Below are 14,724 nucleotides of genomic sequence, written 5' to 3'. Positions count from 1 at the left end.
GTCCTCAATGTGCGCCCTCATCGTGGGCACCGCGGGTGAGCTGCAGGAAAATGTCCTCCAGATCCGACTGATCCGTCGTCACGTCTGCAATCTTCAGGTTTGCGGCGGAGACCGCGTCGAGAATTCCGGAAACCGCGCTCTCGCTGGCGCGGTAGTGAAACACCAGTTTGCGCGGCTCGGGGTGATCAATGTTGAAGGTTGTCAGCGAGTCGGGAATCTGCTGCAGGTCCTCGGCCAGCACAATCGCGAGGGATTTGTTGTCCAGGCGCGCCAGCAATGCCGGCGTCGTGTCGCAAGCGATCACCCGGCCGTGGTTGATGATCGCGATCTGGTCGCAGAGTTCCTCGGCTTCTTCAAGATAGTGGGTGGTCAGCAGAACAGTGGTGCCGTTCGCGTTCAGTTCGCGCACGTGCGCCCAGAGTTGCTGGCGCAATTCTATATCGACGCCTGCGGTGGGTTCATCCAGGACCAGCACCGGAGGATTGTGAACCATGGCTTTGGCCACCATCAGGCGCCGGCGCATGCCGCCCGAGAGCGTGCGGGCGTAGGCGTTGGCTTTGTCCGAAAGTCCCAGTGCCGCCAGGATTTCGTCCGACTGCCGCTCGCGGGGGGGAACGCCGTAAAGACCTGCCTGGAGCTCGAGGAGCTCGCGCGGAGTGAAGAAGGGGTCGACATTCAGCTCCTGCGGCACGACGCCGATGGCCGCGCGGGCCTGCCGGGTATCGCTGTTGATGTCCAGGTCCCAGATGCGTGCGCTGCCGCTGGTTTTATTCACCAGCCCGGCCAGGATGTTGATCATGGTCGATTTGCCCGCGCCGTTCGGGCCCAGCAGTCCGAACACCGATCCCCGCGGGATCGCCAGATCCACGTCGATCAGCGCCTTTTTGGCTTCGCTCTTGCCGCTGGCCTGATAGGTCTTGGTCAGACCTTTCAACTCGACGGCATAGTTCGGCAGGGTCGTGACGTCGGCATTCATGGTGACGTCATCCAGTTGTTGAACGTTCAAGGCATCAGACCTAATCGTTGATGTTTCCCGTTTTCCGGCAGCATGATGGCGGATCACAGACGTAAGGCTCTTGAGCTGAATCGGTGGCCGGCTCCGCGGCTCAGAGGTTCCTGGGGTTTTGGTACTGCGCAGTGAACGCCATTGATCCTGCAGCGCCAATGGGTATCATCCGCAGAGATAGGGGTCAAATCGCGCCGGTTAAAGCCCTTGTGCCTTCTAATGTGCGCTGTGGAGAGTTTCTGGTATCGACCTGCGTGGATTTAAGGAGTAAGCATCGCTCTGCTGCGATGCTGGGCTACGAAACTGGGCTGCGAAGCTGTCGCATTAAGAAGAGGGGGGAGTTACAATGGAACCGGCCGAAACCTTGACCGTTGAGTCCGAAATCGTCGCCTGTGACGGCGGTAACGGCCCGCTCGGCCATCCCCGCGTCTATCTCAACATGGAGGGCAAGGGCCAGATCGATTGTCCCTATTGCGGCCGCCGCTATGTCCTTGCCGAGAGTGCGGCATCCGGCGGGCATTAGATCAGATCTAACCCACCCGATGTTTCCGGGTTCTATCGCTGTACTTCCAGACGTTGCTTCAGGCGCGCGAGCGCACGGCTGAAAACCGCCGGCTGGTCCAGGCTGCGGGCCAGCACCAAAGCTCCCTGAATGCCGCCCACCACCTCTTCCGAGAGATCATGTGCCACGATCTGATTGTGACCGGCACGGATCAGGCAGGCTTCCAGGTCCGTGACCCAGGTCTTGAAATAACCGCGCACCTGATCCTCGAAGCGCTCACATTCCCGGCCCAGGGCAAAGGTGCCCACGAGGCAGACCCGGCGTCCCGAGCGGAAATAGCTGTCGACGGCTTCGAACATTTTCGCGATTGCCGCATCCGCATCCCGGTCTTCGCGCAAGGGCTTGAAGACCTTATCTTCGAACCATCCGCCAATCTCCTCGAGCACGGCTTCGGCCATCTCTTCCTTCCCGCCGGGGAAGAAGTGATAAAGGCTGCCCTTGCCCATCTTGGTCTGCGCCGTAATAACCGAGAGGGTCGTGCCCTCAAAGCCATGCGTTCTGAAGACCTCGGCCAGAGCCATGACCGCGTCGCTGCGTTCCGAAACCAGTCGTGCCATCTCTAAATCCTGAAGGCCTCACCTCTCTTCGGCCGTCGTTCACGAAGCCGCCGGAGGTTCAAAGCGGTCCCGCAAGGAAACTGCGGAGACCCTCTCTCCGGCTTCGCCCTGCGTCAAGCATGTCACACCCTTCTCCTATGAGATGGAGGCTTGAATTGAAAGCCTTGATCGCCAATTGTACTGATTGGTACATTGTGTAACAAAAGGTCCACTTCAAGATCGGACTTTGATTGAGTGACTGGAGAAAACCACATCATGGAACAGCGCCCGCCTTTACCACCCTTCACCGAAGAGACCGCCAGACAGAAAGTCCAGGCCGCCGAAGATGCCTGGAACACCCGTGATCCAGAGCGTGTCTCCAAGGCCTATACAATCGATTCGCAGTGGCGCAACCGCGCGGAGTTTCTGAATGGCCGGGAGGAAATCCGCGCTTTTCTCACGCGCAAATGGGAGCGTGAACTGGATTATCGCCTGCGCAAGGAACTCTGGTGTTTCACCGGCAACCGCATCGGCGTGACCTTCCGCTACGAATGGCATGACGATTCCGGCCAATGGTTCCGCTCCTATGGAAACGAGCTCTGGGAATTCGATGAGAACGGGCTGATGGAGCGCCGGATTGCGAGCATCAACGATGCTCCAATCACCGAATCAGATCGCGAGTTTCGCTGGGAGCGTTGATAGCGGGGGGACAGGAACAAGGCATTTCTCTCGTCTGTTGTGTCCTATTTGTGGCAGGGTGATCTTTCTTGGCCGCCGCCTCGTATCTCCTGGCAAGCAAACAGAAATCCCTAGGAGGACGAACGTGAAACAGCTACGCCTTTCCCTTATCGCCACGCTTGCTGCCCTGCCACTTCTGTTCGGCGGTCTGGCTGCCAAAGCCGCAGATATCGTCGACACAGCTGTCGAGGCGGGACAGTTCAAGACACTCGTTGCCGCCGTTGAGGCTGCCGAACTGGTCGAGACCCTGAAGGGTGACGGCCCTTTCACGGTTTTCGCACCCACTGATGAGGCTTTTGCGAAGCTGCCTGAGGGCACGGTGGAAAACCTGCTGAAACCCGAAAACAAGGATCAACTCGTTGCGATCCTGACCTACCACGTTGTGCCCGGAAAGATTATGTCGGGTGACATCGCCGGCAAAACCGCCGACGTCGAGACCGTTCAGGGTGGCAAACTCGCTGTCGACGCCATGGATGGTGTAAAGGTCGACGACGCTCAGGTGATCACCGCCGACATCGAAACGTCGAATGGCGTGATTCACGTGATTGATACGGTCGTGTTGCCCAAGTAGCAGGATCCTCAAATCCAGATCGAAAAGGCCGGCTTATTGCCGGCCTTTTTTTGTTATGCTGCCGCTCCCTTTCTACCGTCACAAAATCAGGGCAGCCCAGACTATGGATAGCGTCGCACCGATCTTGGAACTCATGAAGCTTTCGGAAGGCCTGAAACGCGAGCTGCGACATAGCTGGCTGTCCGACGGCCGCCGCGAATCCGTCGCTGAACACAGTTGGCAGATGGCTCTGATGGCGATGGTCATGCACCGGCATCTGGAACATCCGGTGGATCTCAGCCGGTCTCTCCAGATGATCATCGTTCACGATCTGGTTGAGGCCGTCGTCGGCGACGTGCCCTTCTTCGAGACAGGGGAACGCAAAAAGAACAAAGCCGCGCGCGAGGCGGCTGCGATGGAAACGATCAGGGATATGCTGGGCGGAGCGGGCGGTGCGCACCTCGCCGAGCTCTGGTGGGAATTCGAGACCCGCGAGACACCGGAGGCCAAGTTTGCCGACGCCCTTGATAATCTTGAGGTGCAACTCCAGCACAATCTGGCGGATCTTTCGACCTGGGAAGAGATAGAATATGGCCTCGTCTACAACAAGATGGACAAACCCTGTTCCCACGATGCGTTTCTGCAGGCCATGAGCGGTGCGATCAAGCAGCAGGCGGAGCAGAAGATGCGCGCTGGTGGCGTGGATGTGGAGGCTGTTAAGGCAGAGGTTGTGAAAGCAGCGGCGGACAGGACAGAGGCGTCTCCACCCATTATTTCACGCTGAAGGCTCTTAAACTCCGGTGGCCCTGATCGAATTGTGTCTGTTCTCAACCTGGAATCTTTTGCTTTTCAGTGTCGTCTCATAACAGACGTGGAGGTTGTTCGTAGGACAACACAGGGTAGAGAAATTTTAACCCCATGATTGCATAATTTCAGCCAGGGATTGCGTAAATCCCGCAAGACCGCCTGTTTTATTGGTGTTTCATAGCCATGGGGTTGAAGGGATGCTGCTGCGTGCTTTTGCGGGGGGATTGACGATACTGACTGTCGTAACTGTGGCCGATGCGACCGCGAATCCCCACTCCAGGGCTTCGATGGGGATGCTCACGGCAGGAAACGTCAGTGAGATACGATCGACGGAATCAGGACAAAAAACCATTCGGATAGAAGCAGCGGAAATGCCTTTTTCTGCGGAGGAGTACCGTATGCAGCTTGCTGCAGGCGCAGCCGATCCTGAGCCCTATGGCTCTGCCAGCGGCAGCGATGACAAAGGCTTTCTTCAGAAGCTTCGCAAGGTCGCCGAGTCCTACTGGCAAAGCCTCTTGCAGTTTAAAGCAAGGGTCCAGCGTGTTATCGGAAATTATTACCGATACGCCGGCAATGACCATTCTGCGGCCGAGTACTACAAATTGGCGGCTGATGCGGGCGATGTAGATGCCCAGAATTCGCTTGGATTTCTCCATAGACTCGGAGAGGGCGTCCCTCAGGACGACGTTGAGGCCATGCGCCTCTTCCGGCGGGCGGCTGAACAGGGCAGTGCCTATGCGCAGTACCAACTGGGCTACGGTTATAAATACGGCCGTGGCGTCGCCCCCGATTTTGCGAAATCCCTGGTGCTCTTCCGTCTCGCCGCCGAACAGGGCCACGCCGCTTCCTTCGCCGAACTGGGGGTGCATTTTTACGAAGGTCAGGGCGTTGAACAGGATCTTGCGCAAGCAGTGCGCTTGTTCCGTCAGGCGGCTGACGGCGGGAATGCCTGGTCACAGGAGAAATTGGCCGGTTTTTACTATCACGGCGAGGGCGTGGAGATCGATTTTGCCGAGTCTGCGCGGTTATATGGGCTGGCGGCTAATCAGAACAACGCCGACGCTCAATATGGCCTCGGGTACCTCTACCAGCTCGGCAAAGGCGTGCCACAAGACGACCACACGGCTGCGCGCTGGTATCGACTGGCGGCGGAACAGGGCAACGTAGATGCCCAATATGAACTCGGCAAATTCCACTTTCACGGTACGGGTGTTGAGAGGGATTATGCCGAGGCCGCACGGCTGTTCAAACTGGCTGCAGCGCAAGATCATGTGCAAGCTCACAGCCATCTGGGACACATGTACAAGACAGGCAGGGGTGTTCGCCGTGACTACACGGAGGCTGCACGTCTCTATCGCCTGGCGGTCGAGCAAGGGAACGCGTATGCGCAGACTGAGCTTGCCGAGCTTCACTTCACCGGTCACGGCGTTGCGCAAAGCAACCCTGAGGCGATACGTCTCCTAAAGCTTGCCGTCGACCAAGATGACGCGCGGGCGCAGCGCATGTTGGCACGTCATTACACCTTTGCCGAGGGCCCCGACAGCGACTACATCGAGGCACTGCGTTTGTTCAAGTTGGCGGCGGAGCAGAATGATGCCGATGCTCAGTATCTGCTCGCTATGGCCTATATCGAAGAGCGCGGCACGGAAAAGAATATCGAGCGAGCCATTCATTGGTTGCGTCTTGCCGCGGATGGCGGTCAGGTCTGGTCGTATGTTCACCTGGCTGAACTGTATGATCAGGGACAGGGTGTCGATCAAGATCCGGAAGAAGCCGCCCGCATGTACCGTATTGCAGCCGAGCGCGGAATTGCGGTCGCGCAAGCCAAATTGGGACAGGCCTACTTGAGCGGGCACGGCGTGCCGGAAGACGCTGACGAGGCAAAAAAATGGTTTGGCAAGGCTGCGAAGAGTTACAGGCGAAAATAAATTTCTCGCAGCAAACCACTGATCGCGGGGGGCGTTCATCCGAGCTCTTGTGCCGGGGTTTGGAGGCTTCCGTTGAGCGGCTATCAAGCTCTTCAGGGTTGCAGGGGGGTAGCAAAACCGGTCTGCCGGCGGCATAGTTGCTGTTCGGGATGCTTCGGGTTTTCCGGTGTGTCACGGTTTCTCGGCGTTACGGCTTTGGGGTTGAGTTGATGGTGTTGCGTGCCTTGGGCGGCGGCTTGGCGATGATGGCCGTCTGGACTTTGACGCCGGTTGCAGCCATGCCGTGGTACAACATCCCAACCACGGAAAAGCCGGCAAACCCAATGTTTTTGGCCGGTCTCGCCGAAGATTTCGAACACGACGGCAGTCACCGGAAAAACCAGCGGTCATTCGGGTTTTACAAACGTGGTGCCGACCAGGGGGATGCGGAAGCTCAGTACTGGCTCGCGCGGCATTATTATTATGCCTGGGAAGTCGGGCAGAATCTGCCCGCGGCCGTGCATTACCTGCGGCTGTCTGTCGCGCAGAACAATGCGGACGCACAGAGCCTTCTGGGGCGGCTTTACCAGTTCGGCGAAGGTGTCGAACAAGACTATGAGGAGGCGGCGCGCCTCTATCGCCTGGCCGCGGATCAGGGCGACTACTACGGCCAGAGTTCTCTCGCCTATCTCTACGAGACCGGGAGAGGCGTTCCGCAAGACTACGAGAAGGCCGTCCGGCTCTACCGCTTTGCGGTCTCCCATGGCGAAGCTTACGCGCAGGTCAACCTTGGCGACCTCTATTACGAAGGTCATGGTGTCGAACAGGATTATGCCAAGGCTGCGCAGCTATACACATTGGCCAGCGATCAGGGTTTTGACCGTGGCCAGAGTTCGCTGGCTTACCTTTACGAGTCCGGCAAGGGTGTCCCACAGGATTATGGCGAAGCCATCCGCCTGTACCGCTTGGCCGTGGAACAGGGAGACCCCTTTGCACTAACCAGTCTCGCTAATCTCTACTACGAAGGACAGGGTGTTGAGCAGGACCTTGCCGAGGCTGTGCGCTTGCTCACTGAGGCGGCGGAACAGGACTACGCGCGCGCGCAGAATTACCTCGGCTATCTTCACGAGCTTGGCGAGGGATTTGCCCAAGACTACCTAAAAGCCGCTCACTTCTACCGTCTCGCTGCCGAACAGGGCAACGTTAACGCTCGAACCAATCTTGCTGACCTTTACTACCGAGGTAGAGGCGTTGAGCAAGACTATGCTGAATCTGCCCGCCTGCTGAGGCTTGCCGCAGGGCAGAATCATGCACGTGCCCAGAGTTTTATGGGCAATCTCTATGAGCACGGGCTCGGCGTGGAGCAAGACTATGAGGAGGCCGCCCGCTTCTATCGGCTTGCCAGCGACCAGGGGCGTGCGAGCGCCCAGACCAACCTCGGCGACCTCTTTTACGAGGGGAAGGGAGTCGCGCAGAGTTTTGCTGAGGCGGCCCGGCTCTACAAGCTGGCTGCCGATCAGAGCTACGCGCGTGCTCAGTATGATCTGGGGTATCTCCACGAATTCGGTGAAGGGGTTCTCCAGAGCTACGAAGAAGCCGCGCGTCTTTACAATCTCGCTGCAGAGCAGGGCCAGTCCAATGCTCAATACAGGCTCGGTACCCTTTACTTCTCGGGCAAGGGGGTCAAGCATGACTATTCCGAGGCCGCGCGGCTTTTTCAACTGGCGGCGGATGCCGGAGATGCTCTCGCTCAGGACTATCTCGGGTTTCTCTACAGAGATGGCAAGGGCGTCGCCCAGGATTACGCGGAGGCGGCGCGGTTTTTCCGGCAGGCCGCCGATCAGGGCAGTGAGTATTCGCAAACCAGTCTTGCCGAGCTTTATGAAGATGGACTGGGTGTCGAGCAAAACACCCGTGAGGCCGTACGCCTTTACAAACTTGCCGTCGAGCAAGGCTACGCTGTCGCGCAGCGAAAGCTGGCCTATTACTACACCTATGCCGATGAACCGGATCGAGATCGAGTTGAAGCCTTGCGGCTCCTCCACCTCGCGGCCGAAAAAGATGATGATTACGCGCAATACTTTCTCGGCCGTGCCTACTTGAAGGGGCGCGGAACGCAAAAGGACTTAAGCGAGGCTGCCAAGTGGTTTCGCCGCTCCTCAAAACAGGGGCGCACCGGAGCTCAATACGAGCTCGGCAAGCTGCACCTGGATGGTCTTGGTGTCGAGCAGGATCAGGTCGAAGCCCTGCGTCTTTTCAGGCTCTCGGCCGAAGCGGGATTCAGCTGGGCACAGGTGGAACTGGCCAAGCTCTACGAGCAGGGAATTGTTGTGGAGCGCGATTTTTCCGAGGCCTTGCGGTACTATCGTCTCGCAAGCGGGCAGGGGAATGGCCAAGGACAGCTTGGTCTCGCCAATTTGTATGATAAAGGCCTCGGGATTGAGCAGGACCTTGAGGAGGCGGCCCGCCTTTACCGTTTGGCTGCCGAGCAGGGTATTGCCGATGCTCAGGCGAAGCTGGGGCAGGCGTATCTCACGGGACGCGGTGTGCCGACGGACTCCGCGGAGGCCAAAACCTGGTTCGCCAAGGCGGCCAGAAGCTACGGGCGCCGATAGGCCTTTTCGCCGGCACCGCAACATCACTTCAGAACTTTAACCAAAAGTTCTTAGCTGTTCCCCTAGTCTCCGGGTGACGAAATTCTGGCTGACGGAATCCTGGGTGACGGCAAAAAAGAATAGGGACTGCCATGCTGCGTAGCGGCGGGCTTTTACAGGTGTTCGGGCCGCCTTCGGCAAAGCGAAACGATGGCCATTTGAACAGAGATCTGGAGAAAGTTTGTTTCTTTTCTTCGACGCCTCCCGGGTTGGACTGGATTTACAATCGATTTTCGAACTATTTTGCACCTTCGCGGACTCGATGGCCGGTTCCGTGAGGTCGAATGTTCCTATCCTGCCTGTTGACTGAGGAATGCGGCTCCGTTTGAGCGCCGCGAAAGTTTATGACGAGTGTCCGGCTCTCACTGCTGATTTCACTAGCGGAAAAATACTCCGTTACACTTATAAATATCGGCTCGACCGTTATTATCGCGCGGCTGCTCACGCCGCTAGAAATCGGCGTTTATTCGGTCGGGCTGGCCTTTGTGGCTATCGCTCATACCCTGCGCGATTTTGGCGTTGGCAACTATCTGATCCAGGAAAAAGACCTCACCGAGAACCGCATTCGCACAGCGGCGGGCCTGACGTTGCTCCTGGCGTGGTCTTTGGCCCTTCTTCTGGCCTTGGGTAGTAGTGTTATTGCAGACATCTACAGTAAGCCGGAAATGCGCTCAGTCTTGTTAATCCTTAGCCTGAGCTTCGTGATTATTCCCTTCAGCTCGCCCACTTTGGCCCTTCTCCGGCGCAATATGGCGTTCAAAGCGCTCTATCAGATCCGGATCGTCAGCGCGATTGTTCACGCCAGTGTGGCTGTCGGCCTCGCCTGGCAGGGCTACAGTTTTGAGAGCTTGGCCTGGGCCTCCCTCGCGGGCGTAACCACCACGGCGGTGATTGCCGCCTTTCACCGGCCTAAAATGGGCATTATCTGGCCGAATCTCGTCGAGTGGCGTCACGTCGCCTCCTTCGGCGGTAAATCGAGCGTGGACGCATTGATCACGCAGATCGGCATGAACGCGATTGATTTGATCGGAGGCCGACTTCTCGGCTTTGCTGCGGTCGGGCTTTTCAGTCGCGCCCAAGGCCTGATCTCGATGTTCTCTCGCGAATTCACCAATGCGGTGGCACAGGTTGCCCTGCCCGCCTTTGCCGCGGGGCATCGTGCGGGCATTGATTTGAAAGAGCCCTATCTGAAATCGGTCGGCACCCTGACTCTCTTCGCCTGGCCGTTTTACTGCTTTCTTGCGCTGATGGCCTATCCGATCATCCGGATCATGTTCGGCGATCAATGGGATGCCGCCGTCCCTCTCGTCCAGATCTTGTCGGTCGCCGGGATCGCGGCCGCCACCTGGGCGCTTTGCGGGCAGATCCTGCTGGGTATGGGTCGGATCAATGAACTGCTCAAGGCCCAGATCCTGCTCCAGTCGGTCCGGATCGTGATCGTTTTTGTCACCGCCAGCTACAGCATCACCCATGTCGCGGTCGGGCAGATCTTCTTTTACGTCCTGACCTATTTTGTTTTTTACCGGGCCCTGAAGCCTCTGGTTTATATCACGAACATGGATATGTTCCGGGCGACCTGGAAAAGCGCGATGGTGGCCGTAACCAGTTCGATCGTTCCAGCGTTCGCGCTCTTTTACATGCAGCCCGGGCCCGAGAACCTCTGGCCGCCGCTGCTGGTTGCCTCCTGCGGAATGGGTCTGGGCTGGCTCGGGGGCATTTATCTCTTCAAGCACGACTTCAGCGGAGAGATCGTAAATGCCTATCAGTCAGCGCTCGGTATGTTTGGCAAGGTCAAGTCTTGAGGCGGTGTGCGTCTCAAGCGAACTCTCAGGACGAAGCGGTGTTCTGAAAAGCGTTCCGGCAGTCTTCGCAGATTTCGATGACCTTGCGGATCAGTGTTTCCGGCTGTATCGCATCCCGCTTTCCATATTCCAGCGCTGATGACGCGTAGCTCTCATATCTGTCCTGATCGTCCCAGATCTCTGAGAGGGCACTGAGCCAGTTTTCCGGCGCGCCCTCAGGATCAACCAGTAGACCACCCGGGCCCACGGATTCGGGCAGTCCGCCCGACTTACTCGCGATGACCGGGATGCCGCTACAGTGTGCTTCGGTGACAATCCTGCCCCAGGCCTCGTAGGCGGCCTGGCTGGGCGCCAGCACAATCCGCGCGTTGGCGTAGACCTTGCGCATGTCGTTTTGCCGCGGAATCCAGCGGATATTGCCGAGCGCGCGGGCCCTGGACTGGTATTCGGCCAGGAGCTCGTCTTTAAGTGGCCAGCCCTCGACGAAGTCAAAGGGAATGTCCGGGCGACGCTCCGCCATCATGAATGCGGTTTCGGCGCCTTTAAAAGGATGCGGGTTCACGAAAACAACGGCCTGCCGGGCGGTTTCGGTCCGATAGGCTTCGGGCCGGACCAGTGGTGGTACGACCGGCGCAGTGATTCCGGTGTGATCCTCGAAGGTATCGGCGGTGAACCGGGAATTCGCAATATAGCGCAGGCCTGGCAGCTTCTCGACGTCACCGCCCAGTTTGTCGAAGAGTATGTCGCGCAGGTATACAATTGAGGGAATGCCCTGATCCAGCAGAAGACTGGCAAACTGCAGCGGCCTCCCCGCTTGAAGTATCGCGACATCGGGCTTAAAGCGCATCGCAACTTCCGCGATGCCGGTTTCCGGGTGCCAGCCGCGGTAAACCGGGTAACCCATCGTTCTATCTGCGGGAAACTCTCGTTGCGAGAAGACCCTGCGTTGCAGGCGATTCTTCAGGCCAAGCCACCCTTCGGGTTCAATCGACGCCAGTACGCCGGGCTCGATGCCCTGCTTTTGCATTTCAATACAGAGGTCGTGGGTGCTGGATTCTGATCCACCGGACCGTTGCGGCAGATAACTGTGCCCAGTCCCGAAGAGTACGCGCATACAGGGTCTCGCATTTTATAGTTTTGGGTTGTGGAACGATGTCTACTGCGCCCTAATTCTCTAACAGCCGAAGCGGCGCGCATTTCTATCTCTACTCAGCATGACCACTCTCTACTCCAAATGACCGGTCTGTAGTCTACATGACAAGTGTTCGTTGCGTGACGCGTTTAAAACCTGCCGCGGCGGTACGTGACGACGCTTGCGGCCCTAACTCTACTTTGCGCTTGAGGCCGCGAGAAGACCTCTCACACCCAGCAAAGGGACCAACCTGGCTGCAATCCGGAGGGCGTCGCGCCTGTTGCCGCCTGCGAGATCGCGGTTCAGCTCGTAGTAAAGCGATTTCGACAACTCAACGCGGATCTGATCAGCCAGCTTCCGGTTCCCACCGCGCAATTCTTTTCTTATGCGACTGCCGTCGTATCCCCAGCGAAACATCAAGAGAGCCCGGTTTTCGAAAATACGGTGGAGGATTTGCCGCTCTCCATCGCTCAAGCTTGCATCCGCAAGGCTCTCGCGGAGCAGGTCCGTCAGATCCGCCACGGCGGAGTCCCAAAGGCAGTAACGCATCATGACGCTAAAGCGTTTGATCAGCGCACGTTGCCGCTGCTGGGGCGTGAGCGTGTGTTCGGTGCTGACTTCGGGCAGATATTCCCAGAGTGCGAGTTTTTCATAGAGCCCGTCGAAGATGATCTGGTCGTATTTTATCCACTTGTCGTTCACCGCGCTGAAGGCAAAGTTATCGTTGCCACTGCCTCGTGCTCCGTCGTGCAGCCGGTAGTAGTAGGTAATGCCAGCGACAGCCACCGCGGTGTAGCTCCGGCTCAAGCGTAAAAGCATATCGTAGTCCTGCGAGCGCACGAGACGTTCATCAAAAGGCCCTAGTCTTTTGTAGCACTCGTTCCGGACAATGATTGAGGGCTGGGGCAACAGATTCTCTTCCAGAAGATCGATGAAGAGAGCGCGATCATCATAGCTTTCGGCGCGCCGGACCGGTCCGGGCTGAAGGCTGCCATCTTCGTTTGTGGTCGCCCGCTGATAGGATGCATAGCTGAAGCCGTGCCCGCTGCCTTCAAGGGCATTGAGGTGAAGCGTAATGGCGTCTGGTAAAGCCACGTCGTCGTCATCGAAGACCCAAACATATTCGCTTTCGACCATAGGCATGGCCCGGTTCAAAGCCGCGGCTTTGCCTTGATTGTCCTGCCGGACGCACTCGATCCGGTCACGAAAGGTTTTGAGAATACCCGCAGTGCCGTCGGTGGAGCCGTCATCGACGACAATAATTCGATCGGCCGCGTCCGATTGCGCGAGCAGGCTCTCAAGACAGGCAGGCAGGTATTTCGCCCGGTTGAACGTCGGCACAATGACCGTTACGTTAGATGACATTCTTATCCACAGGAATTCGGAGGCCTTCGAGCCGCGCGGCTGATTCAAGGGTGAGCCAAGATATACGCTAAAGCTCTTGTTTGGCATATCCTTTCGACCGCTGAATGCCTGTATAAAGCCAGCGTGATTTACATCAAATAATAATGATTGTTGCGTAGCTATAATATATTGAAGAACTGTTACAGAAACAAAGCAATCACCCCCATCTGCGGATCGATTTTCACGACCCTTAAGAGCATTAAAAGGCCTTCTGATGAAGACAACTTTCGTTGGACACGCGGCGGTACTTGTCGAGACCAAATCACTGCGAATTCTCTCTGACCCCTGGTGGCAGGGGCCCTGTTTCGGTGCCCAATGGTGGGTCTACCCGAAACCTTCACTCGATGCTGTCGATGCCGCGCCTGTGGACTACATCTATATTTCCCACGGTCACGCGGACCATCTTCATCTTGGAACACTGCGCCGCTTTCCGAAAACGACCAAAGTGCTGGTCTCCGATACCCTGGATCTGACACCGTCTCTCACCCGCGCCGGCTTTGAGGTGATTGAAGTCGGGCAGGACGAAGAGGTCGATCTGGGCGATGGCGTGAAATGCCGCATCATTCCGACCTACGCGGACGACACCCTGATGGCACTTTCGGATGGCGACGAGGTTTCCCTCAACCTCAATGATGCGCTTCATGCCTCGCCGGGCTATATCCAGGACAGCATCGTCGCGCGCCTGAAACAGCTCTACCCGAGTATCGACTATGTTTTCTGTGGCTATGGTATCGCGTCGCATTTCCCGAACTGCTACGTGATTCCGGGCAAGGACAATGCGAAGACCGCAATCGAACGCCAGAAGCACTTCAACCGCCAGTGGGCGCGCATTGTCAATGAACTGAACCCGCGTTTCGGGTTTCCCTTTGCCGCGGATGTCGCGTTTCTCGAAAAAGACCTCTTTTGGGCGAATGAGCCGACCCACAATGGCGAGCGCCCAACCGACTATTACGCCACGGCCTACCCCGGCTCGAGGACCGAGGTGGTCGATATCGGCCCCGGCTTCGTCATCGAAGACGGCAAGATCACAAACGATACCCGGTTCCATGATGTGAAGGAAAGCGATCTCAAGGCCATTTTCGAACGCGAAATCGAGAAGGTGAACACGCATCAGCCGGTCGATGAGGATTTCGTCGATTATCTTCGTGAACAGCTATTGGAGCGTTTGGAGATTTGCCGGCCCTACCTCGTCGAATATAGCGGCGATTACCGGTTTTTGGTGATCATCCGGGGCGCTGAAAGCGCAATTGAGATTTGCAAGACGGGTAAGTCCATCGAACTGGCGACCCGCAAGCTCGCAGACCTAGACCGACAGAGCTATGACGTTATCCTGACCACGCAGTCGTCCTATCTCAGACGCACCCTCTCGAGTGACTTCGGCCACGAAACGCTGTTCGTCGGCTCAGGCTGCATTTTCGAGTACACCACGAGGGAAAAGGCGGAGCAGAATTTGCATCGCGAAATGCTTCCGCTGCTCAATAACCGCACCGTTCCACCGCGCTCGCGCTTCGGCGACCAGCCAAAACTGATGTATCAGCTGAAGCAGGGTGTCAAAAAGGCTATCGGCCGGGTGGACGAGGACCTCTACGATCTCAAGCGCTGGACGGTTTTTTCCTGAGGTTTCTG

At 57.4% G+C, this 14,724-nt stretch carries 12 protein-coding genes; 8 read left to right on the top strand and 4 right to left on the bottom strand.

The window, feature by feature from the left end; all coding sequences use genetic code 11:
* Positions 1-4 precede the first annotated feature (4 nt).
* A complete protein-coding gene (locus FKG95_RS21855; protein ID WP_142898643.1) occupies positions 5-976 on the bottom strand; it encodes an ABC transporter ATP-binding protein in 972 nt (323 codons plus the stop codon).
* Between the two features lie 376 nt (positions 977-1,352).
* Between FKG95_RS21855 and FKG95_RS21850 the strand changes: the two genes are divergently transcribed.
* Positions 1,353-1,529, top strand: coding sequence for a zinc-finger domain-containing protein (locus FKG95_RS21850; protein WP_142898542.1), 177 nt, complete (start codon positions 1,353-1,355; stop codon positions 1,527-1,529).
* 32 nt (positions 1,530-1,561) lie between these two features.
* Here the strand turns inward: FKG95_RS21850 and FKG95_RS21845 are convergent, their stop codons facing one another.
* Positions 1,562-2,125, bottom strand: coding sequence for a TetR/AcrR family transcriptional regulator (locus tag FKG95_RS21845; protein ID WP_142898541.1), 564 nt, complete (start codon positions 2,123-2,125; stop codon positions 1,562-1,564).
* 255 nt (positions 2,126-2,380) lie between these two features.
* Here FKG95_RS21845 and FKG95_RS21840 point away from each other — a divergent pair, with 255 nt between their 5' ends.
* The 6 genes from FKG95_RS21840 (at position 2,381) to FKG95_RS21815 (ending at position 10,562) form a co-directional block, all read left to right on the top strand.
* Positions 2,381-2,803 carry a nuclear transport factor 2 family protein gene (locus FKG95_RS21840; protein WP_142898540.1) on the top strand — a complete coding sequence of 141 codons (423 nt, stop codon included), beginning with the start codon at positions 2,381-2,383 and terminating at the stop codon, positions 2,801-2,803.
* Between the two features lie 124 nt (positions 2,804-2,927).
* A complete protein-coding gene (locus FKG95_RS21835; RefSeq protein ID WP_246116855.1) occupies positions 2,928-3,413 on the top strand; it encodes a fasciclin domain-containing protein in 486 nt (161 codons plus the stop codon).
* A 103-nt stretch (positions 3,414-3,516) separates the two neighbouring features.
* Positions 3,517-4,176, top strand: a complete 660-nt coding sequence (locus tag FKG95_RS21830) for an HD domain-containing protein (RefSeq protein ID WP_142898538.1) — start codon at positions 3,517-3,519, stop codon at positions 4,174-4,176.
* Positions 4,177-4,396: 220 nt separating this feature from the next.
* A complete protein-coding gene (locus FKG95_RS21825) occupies positions 4,397-6,127 on the top strand; it encodes an SEL1-like repeat protein (RefSeq protein ID WP_142898537.1) in 1,731 nt (576 codons plus the stop codon).
* A 209-nt stretch (positions 6,128-6,336) separates the two neighbouring features.
* Positions 6,337-8,721 carry a tetratricopeptide repeat protein gene (locus FKG95_RS21820; RefSeq protein ID WP_179954220.1) on the top strand — a complete coding sequence of 795 codons (2,385 nt, stop codon included), beginning with the start codon at positions 6,337-6,339 and terminating at the stop codon, positions 8,719-8,721.
* A gap of 383 nt (positions 8,722-9,104) precedes the next feature.
* On the top strand, positions 9,105-10,562 hold the full coding sequence (locus FKG95_RS21815) for a lipopolysaccharide biosynthesis protein (RefSeq protein ID WP_142898535.1): 1,458 nt from the start codon (positions 9,105-9,107) through the stop codon (positions 10,560-10,562).
* 25 nt (positions 10,563-10,587) lie between these two features.
* Here FKG95_RS21815 and FKG95_RS21810 read toward each other — a convergent pair whose 3' ends face one another.
* Together FKG95_RS21810 and FKG95_RS21805 are read right to left on the bottom strand one after the other, a co-directional pair.
* A complete protein-coding gene (locus FKG95_RS21810; RefSeq protein ID WP_142898534.1) occupies positions 10,588-11,676 on the bottom strand; it encodes a glycosyltransferase in 1,089 nt (362 codons plus the stop codon).
* A 213-nt stretch (positions 11,677-11,889) separates the two neighbouring features.
* Positions 11,890-13,059, bottom strand: coding sequence for a glycosyltransferase family 2 protein (locus FKG95_RS21805; RefSeq protein ID WP_179954219.1), 1,170 nt, complete (start codon positions 13,057-13,059; stop codon positions 11,890-11,892).
* A gap of 253 nt (positions 13,060-13,312) precedes the next feature.
* On the opposite strand from FKG95_RS21805, the gene FKG95_RS21800 reads away from it, so the two are divergent.
* On the top strand, positions 13,313-14,716 hold the full coding sequence (locus tag FKG95_RS21800; protein ID WP_142898532.1) for an MBL fold metallo-hydrolase: 1,404 nt from the start codon (positions 13,313-13,315) through the stop codon (positions 14,714-14,716).
* Positions 14,717-14,724 lie beyond the last annotated feature (8 nt).

Source organism: Denitrobaculum tricleocarpae (assembly GCF_007004665.1).
Taxonomy (GTDB): domain Bacteria; phylum Pseudomonadota; class Alphaproteobacteria; order Kiloniellales; family Kiloniellaceae; genus Denitrobaculum; species Denitrobaculum tricleocarpae.
Note: the sequence above shows the minus strand (reverse complement) of the source record. Positions and strands in the feature narration are given on the sequence as shown.

Coding starts and splice junctions, on each gene's coding strand:
- FKG95_RS21855 (WP_142898643.1), bottom strand. CDS start 976: ATGAATGCCGACGTCACGACCCTGCCGAACTATGCCGTCGAGTTGAAA.
- FKG95_RS21850 (WP_142898542.1), top strand. CDS start 1,353: ATGGAACCGGCCGAAACCTTGACCGTTGAGTCCGAAATCGTCGCCTGT.
- FKG95_RS21845 (WP_142898541.1), bottom strand. CDS start 2,125: ATGGCACGACTGGTTTCGGAACGCAGCGACGCGGTCATGGCTCTGGCC.
- FKG95_RS21840 (WP_142898540.1), top strand. CDS start 2,381: ATGGAACAGCGCCCGCCTTTACCACCCTTCACCGAAGAGACCGCCAGA.
- FKG95_RS21830 (WP_142898538.1), top strand. CDS start 3,517: ATGGATAGCGTCGCACCGATCTTGGAACTCATGAAGCTTTCGGAAGGC.
- FKG95_RS21825 (WP_142898537.1), top strand. CDS start 4,397: ATGCTGCTGCGTGCTTTTGCGGGGGGATTGACGATACTGACTGTCGTA.
- FKG95_RS21820 (WP_179954220.1), top strand. CDS start 6,337: ATGGTGTTGCGTGCCTTGGGCGGCGGCTTGGCGATGATGGCCGTCTGG.
- FKG95_RS21815 (WP_142898535.1), top strand. CDS start 9,105: ATGACGAGTGTCCGGCTCTCACTGCTGATTTCACTAGCGGAAAAATAC.
- FKG95_RS21810 (WP_142898534.1), bottom strand. CDS start 11,676: ATGCGCGTACTCTTCGGGACTGGGCACAGTTATCTGCCGCAACGGTCC.
- FKG95_RS21805 (WP_179954219.1), bottom strand. CDS start 13,059: ATGTCATCTAACGTAACGGTCATTGTGCCGACGTTCAACCGGGCGAAA.
- FKG95_RS21800 (WP_142898532.1), top strand. CDS start 13,313: ATGAAGACAACTTTCGTTGGACACGCGGCGGTACTTGTCGAGACCAAA.